This window comes from Serratia sp. 2880STDY5682894, assembly GCF_001537385.1.
In the GTDB taxonomy this organism is placed as follows: domain Bacteria; phylum Pseudomonadota; class Gammaproteobacteria; order Enterobacterales; family Enterobacteriaceae; genus Serratia; species Serratia nevei.
On sequence record NZ_FCJA01000002.1, the window covers coordinates 385,094 to 399,451 of the forward strand.

A 14,358-nucleotide genomic window follows, 5' to 3' on the forward strand; every position below is an offset into this window, starting at 1 on the left:
GTGACATCGTGTTATGCAAAGCAAAAAGCCCGCTCGGGTTTCCCTGAGCGGGCTTCTCTAAATATGGCTCCTCTGACTGGACTCGAACCAGTGACATACGGATTAACAGTCCGCCGTTCTACCGACTGAACTACAGAGGAATCGTGTGAACGGGGCGAATAATAGCGGGGCGCCTGGGGTTTGTCAAAGCGCTAAACTGCAAAAAAAGTGCGTTTGCTGAGGGAATGAGCATCTTGCGCTGTTTTTCGGCATCTTTCGCCGGCAGGCGCTGATTTTTCCCGCCTGTCTCGTTGTCATATCGCGTGCACAAGCCCTTGCACGGCGATGGTGCAGGGCCACTCTCCCTCTCATGCCCCCTCTCATGCTAGCCGTACGGCCCCGACCCCGTTATCCCCGCCACACGCCGCGCCGCCACTGATATGTAGGATGAATAAGCAAACAATATGTATTCGTCGTCACAATGGCTGGATTTTTGCTTACCCATTTTTGGGGAATGCGACTGCGCTCTCAAGAAAATTATTTTCCCCGTCTACACATAAAGTGACTGATCCGCGCCCCCGGGCGTTTCGCTACAACAGTGCTGAGGAAGATAACAATGTCATCGAAATTGATAAAAAGTCCGCTCGCTGCTTTGCTCATCGGTTGTTTAGGTACGGCGTTTTCCGCGCAGGCCGATATCGTCATCGGCGTCGCCGGGCCGTTCTCCGGGCCGAACGCCACCTATGGCGATCAGTATTGGCGCGGGGCTTCGCAGGCGGCGGCGGACATCAACGCCGCCGGCGGCATCAAAGGGGAAAAAATCAAGCTGGTGCAGGGGGATGACGCCTGCGAACCGAAACAGGCGGTCGCGGTGGCCAACCGGCTGGTGGATCAGGACAAGGTCTCGGCGGTGGTCGGCCACTTCTGCTCCTCTTCCACCATGCCCGCCTCCGAGGTGTATGACGAGGCCGGCATCATCGCCATCACCCCCGGCTCCACCAACCCGCAAATCACCGAGCGCGGCATGAAGACCATGTTCCGCATGTGCGGGCGCGACGATCAGCAGGGCGCGATCGCCACCAACTACATGCTGGATACCCTGAAGGCCAAACGCATCGCGGTGATCCACGATAAAGACACCTACGGCCAGGGGCTGGCGGACGCCGCCAAGGCGGCGATGAACAAGCGCGGAGTCAAAGAAGTGCTGTATGAGGGGCTGTCGCGCGGCGAGAAAGACTTTAACGCGCTGGTGACCAAGATCGCCTCGGTCAAGCCGGACGTGGTCTACTTCGGCGGCTGCCATCCGGAAGCCGGGCCGCTGGTGCGCCAGATGCGCGAGCAGGGCGTGACCGCCAAGTTCTTCTCCGGCGACTGCGTGGTGACCGAAGAGCTGGTGACCGCCGCCGGCGGGTCGCAGTACACCAACGGCGTGCTGATGACCTTCGGCAACGATCCGCGCCTGATCCCGGAAGGCAAGGCGGTGATCGCCAAGTTCCGCGCCAGCGGCTTTGAACCGGAAGGGTACACCCTCTACTCCTACGCCTCGATCCAGGCGATCGCCGCCGCCTTCAACGCCACTGGCGGCAAAGACAGCACCAAGGCCGCCGAATGGCTGAAGTCGCACGACGTCGACACCGTGATGGGCAAGAAGGCCTGGGACCAGAAGGGCGACCTGAAGGTCTCGGACTACGTGGTCTACCAATGGGATGACAAGGGCAAATATCACCAGCTGTAAACGGCCGAACCTTGAAGTTGTAACCCTATGACCGACGGGCTCGCCGCTCAGGCGAGCCCGTTCCGCGATGACCTTTGGGCCGCGTCGGACTGCGTTGGCGGCCTTACCAGGCGAGACTGCTCATTATGGATGTATTCTTTCTGCAACAGCTGATCAACGGCCTGACCCTTGGCGCAGTGTATGGCCTGATCGCCATCGGCTACACCATGGTTTACGGCATCATCGGCATGATCAACTTCGCCCACGGCGAGGTGTACATGATCTCCGCCTACCTGTGCGCCATCGGCTTGGCGCTGCTGTCGTTCTTCGGGCTGCACTCGTTCCCGCTGCTGATCCTCGGCACGCTGGTGTTCACCATCGTCATCACCGGGGTGTACGGCTGGGTGATCGAGCGCATCGCCTACAAGCCGCTGCGCAACTCCACCCGCCTGGCGCCCTTGATCTCCGCCATCGGCATGTCGTTAATCCTGCAAAACTACGCGCAGATAAGCCAGGGGCCGCGCCAGCAGGGCATCCCGACGCTGCTGAGCGGCGTGTTCCGCCTGGAGTTCGACGGCGGCGTGGTGCAGATCACTTACACCAAGGTGTTTATTCTGGTGGCGTCGCTGCTCGGCATGGCGATCCTCACCTACATCATTCAGCGCACCCGGCTGGGGCGCATCTGCCGCGCCACCCAGCAGGATCGCAAAATGGCTTCGATTCTCGGCATCAATACCGATCGGGTGATCTCGCTGGTGTTCGTGATCGGCGCCGCCATGGCCGGGCTGGCCGGGGTGCTGATCACCATGAACTACGGAACCTTCGATTTTTACGTCGGCTTTATCATCGGCATCAAGGCCTTCACCGCCGCGGTGCTGGGTGGCATTGGCTCGCTGCCGGGGGCCATGCTGGGCGGGCTGCTGCTCGGGGTGGCGGAGGCGCAGTTCGCCGGCATGGTGAACTCGGATTACAAGGACGTGTTCTCCTTCGGGTTGCTGGTGGCGATCCTGATCTTCCGTCCGCAGGGCCTGCTCGGCCGGCCGCTGATCGCCAAGGTTTAAGGAGAACGCCATGTCGCAATCCGTGATCAACGGCGGGCTGGACGTTAAACGCAGCCTGCTGGACGCCGTCTTGGCCGGGCTGATCGCCCTGATCGTGTTCGGGCCGATCGTCGGCATCGTGCTGAACGGCTACAGCTTCAACTTCGAGCCGCACCGGCTGGTGTGGATTATCATCGCGGTGATGGCCGGGCGGCTGTTGCTGAGCCTGTTCTTGCAAACCGCGCCGGGGCGCAGGGTGCTGGCGCGCTTCGACGGCGGCAACGACGGCGTTTACGTGCGGCCGCTGGGCTATAAATCCAACCTGCGCTGGATCCTGCCGCTGATGGCGGCGATCGCGCTGCTGTTTCCCTTCGTCGCCACCAAATACCTGCTGACGGTGGCGATCCTCGGCCTGATCTACGTGCTGCTCGGCCTGGGGCTGAATATCGTGGTCGGCCTGGCGGGGCTGCTCGATCTGGGGTACGTGGCGTTTTACGCCATCGGCGCCTACGGGCTGGCGCTGGGCTATCAGTACCTCGGGCTGGGATTTTGGGCGATGCTGCCGCTGGGGGCGCTGATGGCGGCGCTGGCCGGCGCGCTGCTGGGCTTTCCGGTGCTGCGCATGCACGGCGACTACCTGGCGATCGTCACGCTGGGGTTTGGGGAGATCATCCGGCTGGTGCTGAACAACTGGATGTCGCTCACCGGCGGGCCGAACGGCGTCTCGGTGCCGGCGCCGACGGTGTTCGGCCTGGAGTTCGGCCGCCGCGCCAAAGACGGCGGGGTGCCGATCCACGAGTTTCTCGGCATCGATTACAACCCCAACCTCAAGTTCATTTTCATTTACGCGGTGCTGTTTTTGGTGGTGCTGCTGGTGCTGTACATCAAGCACCGGCTGACGCGCATGCCGATCGGCCGCGCCTGGGAGGCGCTGCGCGAGGATGAGATCGCCTGCCGCTCTCTCGGGCTCAATCACGTGCTGGTGAAGCTGTCGGCGTTTATGCTGGGCGCCTCCACCGCCGGGCTGGCGGGGGTGTTTTTCGCCACCTATCAGGGCTTCGTCAACCCGACCTCGTTCACCTTCTTCGAGTCGGCGCTGATCCTGGCGATCGTGGTGCTGGGCGGCATGGGCTCCACCCTCGGCGTGGTGCTGGCGGCCTTCGTGCTGACGGTGGCGCCGGAGCTGCTGCGCAGTTTCGCCGAATACCGGGTGCTGCTGTTCGGCGTGCTGATGGTGGCGATGATGATCTGGCGGCCGCGCGGGCTGGTGCGCATCAGCCGCGCCAGCTTCGCCGAACGCAAGGGGGTGGCGCCATGAGCGACGCTATTTTGCGGGTGGAGCACCTGATGATGCGCTTTGGCGGCATCAAGGCGCTGAACGACGTCAATCTGGAGGTGGAGCGCGGCTCCATCACCGCCCTGATTGGCCCCAACGGCGCCGGCAAGACCACGGTGTTCAACTGCCTGACCGGCTTTTACCGCGCCAGCGGCGGCGCGATCCTGCTCAATACCCACAAGCGGCCGACCGACGTGATCCAGGTGCTGGGGCAGAAGTTTCGCGCCGGCGATTGGATACGCCCGAAGCGGCTCGGCTCGCGCCTCTATTACAAGATGTTCGGCGGCACCCACCTGGTCAACCGCGCCGGGCTGGCGCGCACCTTCCAGAATATCCGCCTGTTCCGCGAAATGTCGGTGGTGGAGAACCTGCTGGTGGCGCAGCACATGCAGAGCAACCGCAACCTGATCGCCGGGGTGCTGAATACGCCGGGCTACCGCCGGGCGGAGAGCGCCGCGCTGGATCACGCCTTCTACTGGCTGGAGGTGGTGGATCTGGTGGACTGCGCCAACCGGCTGGCGGGGGAGATGTCCTACGGCCAGCAGCGGCGGCTGGAGATCGCGCGCGCCATGTGCACCGCGCCGGAGATGATCTGCCTCGACGAGCCGGCCGCCGGGCTGAACCCGGTGGAAACGGCCACGCTGAGCCGCATCATCCGTTTTCTGCGCCAGCATCACGGCATCACGGTGCTGCTGATCGAGCATGACATGGGCATGGTGATGGAGATCTCCGATCGGGTGATCGTGCTCGATCACGGCGACGTGATCGCCCGCGGCACGCCGCAGGAGATCCAGCACAACGAGGCGGTGATCGCCGCCTACCTGGGCGCGGACGAAGAGGAGCTGGCGGGATGAGCGAAGCGATGCTGGAATTTCGCGAAGTGGACGTGTTTTACGGGCCGATCCAGGCGCTGCGCCAGGTGTCGCTGCAGGTCAACGCCGGGGAGACGGTGGCGCTGATCGGCGCCAACGGCGCGGGCAAATCCACGCTGTTGATGTCGATCTTCGGCCAGCCGCGCATCGCCAGCGGGCAGATCCTGTTTGGCGGCGAGGACATCAGCCGCCGCTCCACGCACTACGTGGCGGCCGGCGGCATCGCGCAGGCACCGGAAGGACGGCGCATCTTCCCGGACATGAGCGTGGAGGAGAACCTGCTGATGGGCACCATCACCGTCGGCAACCGCTATCTGGAAGAGGATTTGCCGCGCATGTTCGAGCTGTTTCCGCGCCTCAAGGAGCGGCGCAACCAGCGGGCGATGACCCTGTCCGGCGGTGAGCAGCAGATGCTGGCGATCGCCCGTGCGCTGATGAGCCGGCCGAAGCTGTTGCTGTTGGACGAGCCGAGCCTGGGGCTGGCGCCGATCGTGGTGCGGCAGATCTTCGGCGTGCTGCGCGAGCTGACCCGCAGCGGCATGACGCTGTTTCTGGTGGAGCAGAACGCCAACCACGCGCTGAAGCTGTCCGATCGCGGCTATGTGATGGTCAACGGCCAGATCCGCCTCACCGGCAGCGGGCAAGAGCTGTTGAACGATCCGGAGGTGAGAAAGGCCTATCTGGGCGGCGGTTGAGCGCCGCCCCACGGGCAGGGAGGCCCGCGTTCATCCCCCGGCGGCGCTTCGTTCTTGCTCATCGTAGCGCGAGCGGGCCGCCCTGAAGGCGTCGGCGGAGGCGATAATCCACGACCAGAGCGGCAGCATGTTGAGCAGCATCTCTTTCCCCGCGTCGGTGATGGTGTAAACCACGCGGGGCAGCTTTTCCTGATAATCGCAGCGCGATATCAGCCCGTCCCGTTCGAGATGGCGCAGCGTCCGCGTCAGCATTCTCTGCGTCACGCCCGCTAATTGGCGGCCTATCTCGCCGTGGCGCAGCGGCCCGTGGGTGCCCAGGATATGCAATGCCCCCAGCGACCAACGGTTGCCCGCATGCGCGAGGATCTCACGCTTCAACCCTTCATCGTCGTTGCTCAATTCTTCACAGAACGCCTGCGAAAATTGCAGCAGCGCTTCCCGATCGTTCGTCATATTCCTCTCCGGTATCACGCGTGTACCTAATTGAACCCGTTTTTGTCAGCTGTCAGGATGGCGCAGTGTCAAGACAGGAGGCAAGAATGAAATCCACAAATCCATCCATCAATAACGTGCTCATACTCGGCGCCGGTGAACTGGGGCTGCCGGTATTGCGCGCGATGAGCCGGCAGGCCCGGTTACACCACGCTTTAAACATCAGCGTGCTGCTGCGGCCGGAGGCCGCCCGCGCCGTCAGCGGCCCGCATCGGGCGCGGCGGGATGCGCTGGCGCGGCTCGGCATCGCCGTGGTGGAAGGCGATCTGCAGCAAAACAGCGTGGAGGCGCTGAGTGCGCTATTCCGTTCCTTCGACGCGGTGATCAACTGCAGCGGCTTTGTCGGCGGGGCGGGCACGCAGATAAAGATCACCCAGGCCGTTTTGCAGGCGGGCGTGGCGCGCTACTTCCCGTGGCAGTTCGGCGTGGACTACGATGTTGTCGGCACAGGCAGCGGGCAACAGGTGTGGGATGAACAGCTCGAAGTGCGCCACCTGCTGCGTGCGCAGAAGGCGACGGAGTGGGTGATTGTTTCCACGGGCATTTTCACCAGCTACCTGTTTGACCCGGGTTTTGGCGTGGTGGACGCGGCAACCAAAACGGTGCGCGCGTTGGGCGACTGGCGTTACGCGGTGACGCTGACCACCCCCGAGGACATTGGCCGGCTGACGGCCGCGATTTTTTTCCATCGGCCCGCGTTTCGCAACCAGGTGGTCTATATCGCCGGGGACACGTTGACCTACCGCGAGCTTGCCGATGTCATGCAGGCGCACTGGGGCGTTGAGGTCAACAGAGTCCTGTTGAACAAAGAGCGGCTACAGGAGGAGGTGCTGAACCATCCGCGTGACGTCGGCGCCAAATACCGGCTGGCTTTCGCCCGGCCCGACGGCGTGGCCTGGGATAAGGCGAAGACCTTCAATGCGCGCCAGGGCATAGCCACCACCACTGCCGAGCAGTGGCTGGCGCAGCAATGCCCGACCTCCCGGGACGGGTAGTCGCCTGGGCGCCGGACTTAGAACTGGCGCTGCATCCAGCGCACGTTCAGCCGCACCAGGGCGATGATGGCGCTGGAGAGCAGCCGCAGCCCGCCGGGCATGTCGCGGCGGCGGATGTCCAGCAGCAGCACGGTGCGCACCTGCGCGCTGTCGTTCCACACCTCGTGTTCGAAGGTATCGTCCCACAGCATGAACTCCCCCTCGTGCAGCCGGTATTCGCGGCCGTCCACTTTCAGCACCGCCGCCGGCATCCCGTCGGCGCGTTTGGGCATGTCCAGCACCAGATAGCCGCGCAGAATGCCGCGGAACGGCCCGCGGTGGGGCGGCACCTGTTTACCGGGCGCCAGGAAGGAGAGCGAGGCGGACAGCACGTCCGGCGACGAGGCGATCAGCGCTGCCAGCGTCGGGCAGCGCGCCAGGTTGCGGGCGATCGGCTGGCCGTAGGCCTTCATGATGAACATGCGCCAGTCGCGCGCGTCGTTGGCGGAGATCGATTCCTGCTGGATCATGATCTCGTGAAAACGGGGAATATTGTGCAGATCGTGGGCGACGGTCAGCGCCTCCTCGCGGATCTGCCGCCATTGGGCGGTGAAACGTTCGGCGTCGGGGAACAGCGCGGCGCTGTCGAGCACCGGCTTGCCCTGAATGCGGCGATCGTAAACATTGCGCAATGCGAGCACGGACCAATCATAAATCGCGGACATAATGACCTCGCCTCAGAAAACGCCAAATGGACACTGCGCGCGGTTCTTCGGCGCGGCGCGTCGTCTGCGGCGGCCGGAGGGGAAGAGCGGCAGGAAAAATTGGTACGCTTCAAGAGATTAGCACAGCATTTGTGCAACCGTGTGTCTGCGAATGTGTCGAAATGCGGCGAAAAAAACCACACAATTAAAGTGTGACGCGTATCGCATTTAGCGGGCCGGTTGGTTAAAATATCGCTACTTGCCCGCACCTGTCCGGATTTTGTTTACCATGGAACACACTCCCGTTTCGCGCTCAACCGCCTGGTTGCGCGTGGTTATCCTCGCCGTCTCGGCCTTTATCTTCAACACCACCGAATTTATTCCGGTCGGTCTGCTGAGCGACATCGCCGCCAGCTTCTCGATGCAAACCGAACAGGTCGGCCTGATCATTACCATTTACGCCTGGATCGTCGCCGCCGCCTCGTTGGCGTGCATGCTGCTGACCAGCAAAATCGAGCGCCGCAAGCTGCTGATCGGCGTGTTCATGCTGTTTATCGCCAGCCACGTGCTGACCGCCGTGGCCTGGAACTTCACCACGCTGGTCATCTCGCGCGCCGGCGTGGCGCTGGCGCACTCGGTGTTCTGGTCGATCACCGCCTCACTGGCGATCCGCGTGGCGCCGCCGGGCAAGAAAGCCCAGGCGCTGAGCCTGCTGGCGGGCGGCACCGCGCTGGCGATGGTGCTCGGGCTGCCGCTCGGGCGGGTGGTGGGGCAGCTGCTCGGCTGGCGGATGACCTTTATCGGCATCGCGGTGTGCGCCACCCTGGCGCTGGTGCTGCTGTGGCGCCTGCTGCCGGTGCTGAAAAGCGAGCACTCCGGTTCGCTGGCCAGCGTGCCGCTGCTGTTCAAACGCCCGGCGCTGCTGGCGCTGTACATGCTGACCGTCATCGTGGTGACGGCACACTTCACCGCCTACAGCTACATCGAGCCGTTTATCCAGACCGTGGCCGGGCTGTCGGAGAACTTCACCACGCTGATGCTGCTGCTGTTCGGCGCCGCCGGCATCGTCGGCAGCCTGCTGTTCAGCCGCTACAGCGAGCGTTTTCCTTCCGGCTTCTTTATCGGCGCCATCGCGCTGCTGGCCTTGAGCCTGCTGCTGCTGTTGCCGGCCGCCGGCAGCGAAAGCCACCTGACCGTGCTGTGCATCTTCTGGGGCATGGCGATCATGGCCATCGGCCTGTCGATGCAGGCCAAAGTGCTGAGCCTGGCGCCGGACGCCACCGACGTGGCGATGGCGATCTTCTCCGGCCTGTACAACTTCGGCATCGGCAGCGGGGCGCTGCTGGGCAACCAGGTGAGCCTGCATCTGGGCATGGGCAACATCGGCTTCGTCGCCGCGCCGCTGGCGCTGATCGCCCTCGGCTGGTGCCTGCTGAGCTTCTACCGCAGCGAACGGCTGCAGCAGCACCCCAGCCGTTAAGCCACCGATTCGGGATGCCGCTGCGGCATCCCAGGTTGCATTTTCCTGCTATAAAACAGGCTGCTGCAGCGTTTTATGCTTAACTTTTTTTCATAGTCTGCTAATTAAAAATTTAACTCCGACGCCGCTTCGCTAGCATAGAAAGTCATCAAAAATGTTAATGCGAGGTTAACGGTGAGTGACTCTGTAGCGGCGTCGCCGATCCATGCGCGGGATTTGGCGGCCAGAATCGACGCCTTGCCCGCGTCGGCCGGCCTGTGGCGCTTTATCATTCTGCTGTCGCTGGGCGGCTTTTTCGAACTCTACGATCTGTTCCAGACCGGCTATATCAGCACCGGCCTTATCGCCGACGGCATTTTCCACACCGGCGCGCAGGGCGTCTTCGGCGTGTCGGACCAGGCGGCCTTCGCCTCCGCCACTTTTCTTGGCCTGTTCGTCGGCGCCAGCCTGCTGAGCCCGTACGCCGATCGCTTCGGCCGCCGCGCCACCTTCATGTTCGCCCTGATCTGGTATGGCGCCTTCTCGCTGCTGCTGGCGTTTCAACAGCAGGCGGAGTGGGTGATCTTTCTGCGCTTTCTGGTGGGCGTCGGGCTCGGCATTGAGCTGGTGACCATCGATACCTACCTGACGGAGTGGGTGCCCGCGCATCTGCGCACCCGGGCTTTTGCCTTCGCGTTCTTCGTGCAGTTCCTGTCGGTGCCGGCGGTGGCGCTGATGTCCTGGTGGCTGGTGCCGCAGACGATTTGGGGCCTGAGCGGCTGGCGCTACGTGGTGATCGCCGGTGCGCTGGCTTCGCTGGTGATTTGGCTGGTGCGCAAGGGGCTGCCGGAGTCGCCGCGCTGGCTGGTGCAGCAGCGGCGCTATGCGCAGGCCCGGCAGGTGATGCGGGATATGGAGCGGCGCTGCGGCGTGGCGGCCACGGACTTCCCGTCGCGCCCGGCTGACGATGCCGAGGGGGCGCCGCTGCACGGCCGCTTTCGCGATATCTGGGCGCCGCAGTACCGCGATCGCACGCTGATGCTGGTGGTGATGAATTTCTTTCAGGCCATCGGCTTCTTCGGCTTCGGCAACTGGCTGCCGGCGCTGCTGTCGGGCAAGGGCGCTTCGGTCACCCACAGCCTGCTGTACGCTTTCTTCATCACGCTGGCCTACCCGCTGGGCTCGCTGCTGTGCAGCTTCTACGCCGACAAGATGGAGAACAAGTGGCAGATCGTGTTGTCTTGCCTGGTGACGGTGATCTTCGGCTCGCTGTTCGCGCTGCAGAACAACCCGCTGTGGCTGATCCTGTGCGGCTTCTTCATCACCTGGTCCAACGCCTGGCTGACCTACAGCTACCACTCCTATCAATCCGAGATCTTCCCGACCCACATCCGCGCCCGCGCCGTCGGTTTCTGCTACTCCTTCAGTCGCCTGTCGACGGTGTTCAGCAGCATCATCATCGGCATTATCTTGCAGTACGGCGGCTCGCTGGGGGTGATCGCGTTTATCGTCGCCAGCATGCTGATCGTGATGCTGGTGATCGGGCTGTTCGGCCCGAAAACGCGCGGCATCGATCTGGAAAACATCTGACGTTTTGCGCCGGCGGCGACGCCGGCCTCTTCAGCAAAAAAACTCGCGATCATGCGAAAATTATTCCGTTATCACTGCCTTTGCGCCTGCCGTACTGTTACCCGGTACAAAATCCAATTCAATACCGAGCGGGGAACACGTCATGAGCATCCTCACCGCGCCCGATGGCGCGCGCATTTTCTACAAGGATTGGGGCCGCGGCCAGCCGATCCTGTTCTCCCACGGTTGGCCGCTGTCCGCCGACGCCTGGGACAACCAGCTGCTGTTTTTTGGCCAGAGCGGGTTCCGGGTGATCGCCCACGATCGCCGCGGCCACGGCCGTTCGGATCAGACCTGGCACGGTAACGACATCAACCAATACGCCGACGATCTGGCTCTGCTGATTGAAACGCTGGATCTGCGCGATCTGATCCTGGTCGGCCACGCCATCGGCGGCGGCGAAGTGGCGCGCTACATCGGCCGCCACGGCAGCGATCGGGTGGCGAAGGTGGTGCTGGTGGGCGCCGTGCCGCCGCTGATGCTGCAAACGCCGGCCAATCCGGAAGGCGCGCCCATGGCGGCCTTCGACGGCATTCGCAGCGGCGTGGCGGGCAACCGCTCGCAGTTCTTCAAAGATCTGGCGGTGCCGTTCTACGGCTTCCACTGCGACGAGGTGGAGAGCAATGCGGGGCTGATCGACCACTTCTGGCTGATGGCCATGCAGGGCGGCGTGAAAGGGCAGTACGACGGCGTGAGCGCGTTCTCCGAAGTGGATTACACCGCCGATCTGTTGGCGATCGACAGGCCGACGCTACTGGTGCACGGCGACGCCGATCAGATCGTGCCGATCGGCGCCTCGGCGCTGAAAGCCGCTAAGCTTATGCAACAGGCGGAGCTGAACGTTTACGCCGGCGGCGCTCACGGCTTGGCGCAGGTCGATCCCGATCGCTTCAACGCCGATCTGCTGGCCTTTATCCAGAATTCGCCGTTCTAAGGGGGCGCGATGAACCTGACTGCTATCGCCGCCCGCTGCGCGCAGCGGCTGCATGCGCCCGCGGTGCGCTGGCTGCTGCTGCTCGCCATTTGCGCCGCCTACATCCAGGGCGGGTTGGTCAAGGCGCTGAACGTCGAAGGCGCGGTTGCCGAGATGACCCACTTCGGCCTGCAGCCGGCGGCGCTGTTCGCCGTGCTGGTGACGCTGCTGGAACTGGCGGCGTCGGCGCTGATCCTGAGCGGCTTTTATCGCTGGCTCGGCGCGTTGGCGCTGGCCGGTTTTACCCTGATGGCGACGCTGATGGCCAATCCGTTCTGGCAGTTCGACGGGGCGGAGCGCGGCCAGATGATGAACGGATTTTTTGAACACCTCGGGCTGGCCGGCGCGCTGTTGCTGGTGGCATTTAACGATTTGAAGGAGCGAACGGATGGCTGAACAGACGGAAAACAAGGCGGCGGCGGGCGGCTTCGCGCCGCTGAAAATCCCATTATTTGCGGTGCTGTGGGGCGCCACGGTGCTCGGCAACGTCGGCAGCTTTATGCGCGACGTCGCCAGCTCGTGGCTGATCACCGATCTGTCGAGCAACCCCTCGGCGGTGGCGCTGATGCAGACCGCCGCCACGCTGCCGGTGTTCCTGCTGGCGATCCCGGCGGGGGTACTGTCGGACATCCTCGATCGGCGGCGCTTTCTGATCTTCGTGCAAATTCTGCTGGCCTGCGTCAGCGGCAGCCTGCTGGTGCTGTCGCAGACCGGGGCGCTGACGGTGGAATACCTGCTGGCGCTGACCTTCGTCGGCGGCATCGGTGCGGCGCTGATGGGGCCGACCTGGCAGGCGATCGTGCCGGAGCTGGTGCCGCGCACCGAGCTGAAAAACGCCGTGGCGCTGAACTCGCTCGGCATCAACATCGCCCGCTCCATCGGCCCGGCGGCCGGCGGCCTGCTGCTGGCCAGCTTCGGTGCCGGCGCGGCCTACGGCGCGGACGTGATGAGCTATGTGCTGGTGATCGCGGCGCTGCTGTGGTGGAAGCGGCCGAAGGCCGAGGACAGCGGCCTGTCGGAACACTTCTTCGGCGCTTTCCGCGCCGGGCTGCGCTATGCCCGTTCCAGCCGTGAGCTGCACGTGGTGCTGCTGCGGGCAGCGGTGTTCTTCGCCTTCTCCAGCTCGGTCTGGGCGCTGCTGCCGCTGGTGGCGCGCCGCATGCTGGGCGGCAGCGCCGGCTTTTACGGCGTGCTGCTGGGGGCGGTAGGCGCCGGGGCGATCCTCGGGGCGATCGCGCTGCCGCGCCTGCGCCAGCGGCTGAATGCCGACGGGCTGGTGCTGCTGGCGGCGGTGCTCACCGCCGTGGTGATGGCGGCCCTGTCGCTGGCGCCGCCGCAGTGGCTGGCGGTGGTGCTGCTGTTGGTGCTGGGCGCCGGCTGGATCATTGCGCTGACCACGCTCAACGGCGCGGCGCAGGGCGTGCTGCCCAACTGGGTGCGCGGCCGCGGCCTGGCCATCTACCTGATGGTGTTCAACGGCGCGATGGCGGCAGGCAGTCTGCTGTGGGGGCTGGTGGCGCAGGAGCTGGGCGTGGCCGCCACGCTGCTGGTCGGCGGCGTCGGCCTGTTGGCGGCGGGGCTGCTGTTCCACCGCCTGCGCTTGCCGACCGGCGAGGCCGATCTGCAGCCGTCGAACCATTGGCCGGAGCCGCTGGTCAACACGCCGGTCGAGAACGATCGCGGCCCGGTAATGATTCAGGTGGAGTACCGCATCCGCGAACAGGATCGGCCGCAGTTCCTGCGCACGCTGCTGATGCTGGAGCGGGCGCGTCGCCGCGACGGCGCTTACGCCTGGGGCATTACCGAGCACACCGGCGATCCGGAATGCATCATGGAGTGGTTCCTGGTGGAGTCCTGGGCGGAGCACCTGCGGCAGCACCAGCGGGTGTCGCACGCCGACGCCGATCTGCAGCAGGAGGCGTTGCGCTTCCACATAGGGCCGGAGAAACCGGTGGTGCATCACTTCCTGTCGCTCGACCGGCATCAGGTGAAGCATTAACTGCACGGCCAGGCGGTGAGAAGGTGCTATGCTTTTGGTCGGTTCGGCGGCGCGGCCGCCGTAAGACGAATGTAGTCAGCACAGGGAGACACATTGATGACGGCACCTTCTGCTTTTGCCCGCGAGCTTGGGCTGCGCTATCCGATCGTTCAGGGGCCGATGAACGGCGCGTCGCCGCCGGCGTTGGCGGTGGCGGTGAGCAACGCCGGGGCGCTGGGCTCGTGCGCGGCGGCGCTGTTTTCACCGGCGGTGATCCTCGAACGCGTGCAGCAGATCCGCGCGCAGACCACCGCGCCGTTCAACATCAATCTGTTTCTGCTCGATGAGCAGCACCCGGATCTCGCCGAGCTTAAGCGCGCCCAGCACCTGCTGCGGCCGTTCCGCGAAGCGCTGGGGCTGAGCGAGCCGCCGATCCCCACCCAATTCGCCGAAAACAACCGTGACCAGATCGCGGCCTTGCTGGAGGCGGCGCCGCCGGTGGCCAGCTTCACC

14 protein-coding genes and 1 tRNA gene are annotated in these 14,358 nt (G+C 64.3%); 12 read left to right on the forward strand and 3 right to left on the reverse strand.

What is annotated here, in order from left to right; all coding sequences use genetic code 11:
- Positions 1-64: 64 nt before the first annotated feature.
- A tRNA-Asn gene (locus tag AWX27_RS06580) sits at positions 65-140 on the reverse strand.
- A gap of 455 nt (positions 141-595) precedes the next feature.
- Between AWX27_RS06580 and AWX27_RS06585 the strand changes: the two genes are divergently transcribed.
- The 5 genes from AWX27_RS06585 (at position 596) to AWX27_RS06605 (ending at position 5,636) form a co-directional block, all read left to right on the forward strand.
- Complete coding sequence (locus tag AWX27_RS06585) at positions 596-1,714, forward strand: branched-chain amino acid ABC transporter substrate-binding protein (RefSeq protein WP_060420322.1); 1,119 nt, start codon at positions 596-598, stop codon at positions 1,712-1,714.
- Between the two features lie 125 nt (positions 1,715-1,839).
- Entirely contained in the window at positions 1,840-2,754 is a 915-nt protein-coding gene (locus tag AWX27_RS06590; protein ID WP_004928592.1) for an ABC transporter permease subunit, read from the forward strand.
- A 10-nt stretch (positions 2,755-2,764) separates the two neighbouring features.
- On the forward strand, positions 2,765-4,051 hold the full coding sequence (gene livM, locus AWX27_RS06595; RefSeq protein WP_060420324.1) for a high-affinity branched-chain amino acid ABC transporter permease LivM: 1,287 nt from the start codon (positions 2,765-2,767) through the stop codon (positions 4,049-4,051).
- Positions 4,048-4,923 (forward strand): ABC transporter ATP-binding protein, encoded by an 876-nt coding sequence (locus AWX27_RS06600; RefSeq protein WP_033635209.1) that lies wholly within the window; start codon positions 4,048-4,050, stop codon positions 4,921-4,923. Before livM ends, AWX27_RS06600 begins: the two co-directional genes overlap by 4 nt.
- Complete coding sequence (locus tag AWX27_RS06605) at positions 4,920-5,636, forward strand: ABC transporter ATP-binding protein (protein ID WP_060420326.1); 717 nt, start codon at positions 4,920-4,922, stop codon at positions 5,634-5,636. The genes AWX27_RS06600 and AWX27_RS06605 overlap by 4 nt, the downstream gene beginning before the upstream one ends.
- 30 nt (positions 5,637-5,666) lie before the next feature.
- Here the strand turns inward: AWX27_RS06605 and AWX27_RS06610 are convergent, their stop codons facing one another.
- Positions 5,667-6,089 (reverse strand): winged helix-turn-helix transcriptional regulator, encoded by a 423-nt coding sequence (locus tag AWX27_RS06610; protein ID WP_060420328.1) that lies wholly within the window; start codon positions 6,087-6,089, stop codon positions 5,667-5,669.
- Positions 6,090-6,175: 86 nt separating this feature from the next.
- On the opposite strand from AWX27_RS06610, the gene AWX27_RS06615 reads away from it, so the two are divergent.
- Positions 6,176-7,123, forward strand: a complete 948-nt coding sequence (locus AWX27_RS06615; protein ID WP_041035891.1) for an aromatic alcohol reductase — start codon at positions 6,176-6,178, stop codon at positions 7,121-7,123.
- 17 nt (positions 7,124-7,140) lie between these two features.
- Here the strand turns inward: AWX27_RS06615 and AWX27_RS06620 are convergent, their stop codons facing one another.
- Positions 7,141-7,827, reverse strand: coding sequence for an aspartyl/asparaginyl beta-hydroxylase domain-containing protein (locus tag AWX27_RS06620; protein ID WP_060420330.1), 687 nt, complete (start codon positions 7,825-7,827; stop codon positions 7,141-7,143).
- A gap of 268 nt (positions 7,828-8,095) precedes the next feature.
- Between AWX27_RS06620 and AWX27_RS06625 the strand changes: the two genes are divergently transcribed.
- From AWX27_RS06625 to AWX27_RS06650, 6 genes are all read left to right on the forward strand, one after another.
- A complete protein-coding gene (locus tag AWX27_RS06625) occupies positions 8,096-9,286 on the forward strand; it encodes a sugar transporter (protein ID WP_060420332.1) in 1,191 nt (396 codons plus the stop codon).
- Between the two features lie 174 nt (positions 9,287-9,460).
- Entirely contained in the window at positions 9,461-10,855 is a 1,395-nt protein-coding gene (locus AWX27_RS06630; RefSeq protein WP_060420334.1) for an MFS transporter, read from the forward strand.
- A 142-nt stretch (positions 10,856-10,997) separates the two neighbouring features.
- On the forward strand, positions 10,998-11,828 hold the full coding sequence (locus AWX27_RS06635; RefSeq protein WP_060420336.1) for an alpha/beta fold hydrolase: 831 nt from the start codon (positions 10,998-11,000) through the stop codon (positions 11,826-11,828).
- A gap of 9 nt (positions 11,829-11,837) precedes the next feature.
- Positions 11,838-12,263, forward strand: coding sequence for a DoxX family protein (locus AWX27_RS06640; protein WP_033635204.1), 426 nt, complete (start codon positions 11,838-11,840; stop codon positions 12,261-12,263).
- The gene (locus tag AWX27_RS06645) at positions 12,256-13,866 is read left to right on the forward strand and encodes an MFS transporter (protein WP_025303481.1); all 1,611 of its coding nucleotides are present in this window, start codon (positions 12,256-12,258) and stop codon (positions 13,864-13,866) included. Before AWX27_RS06640 ends, AWX27_RS06645 begins: the two co-directional genes overlap by 8 nt.
- Positions 13,867-13,962: 96 nt before the next feature.
- Positions 13,963-14,358: nitronate monooxygenase (locus AWX27_RS06650; RefSeq protein ID WP_197414191.1), on the forward strand; the 396-nt coding region annotated here is incomplete at its 3' end.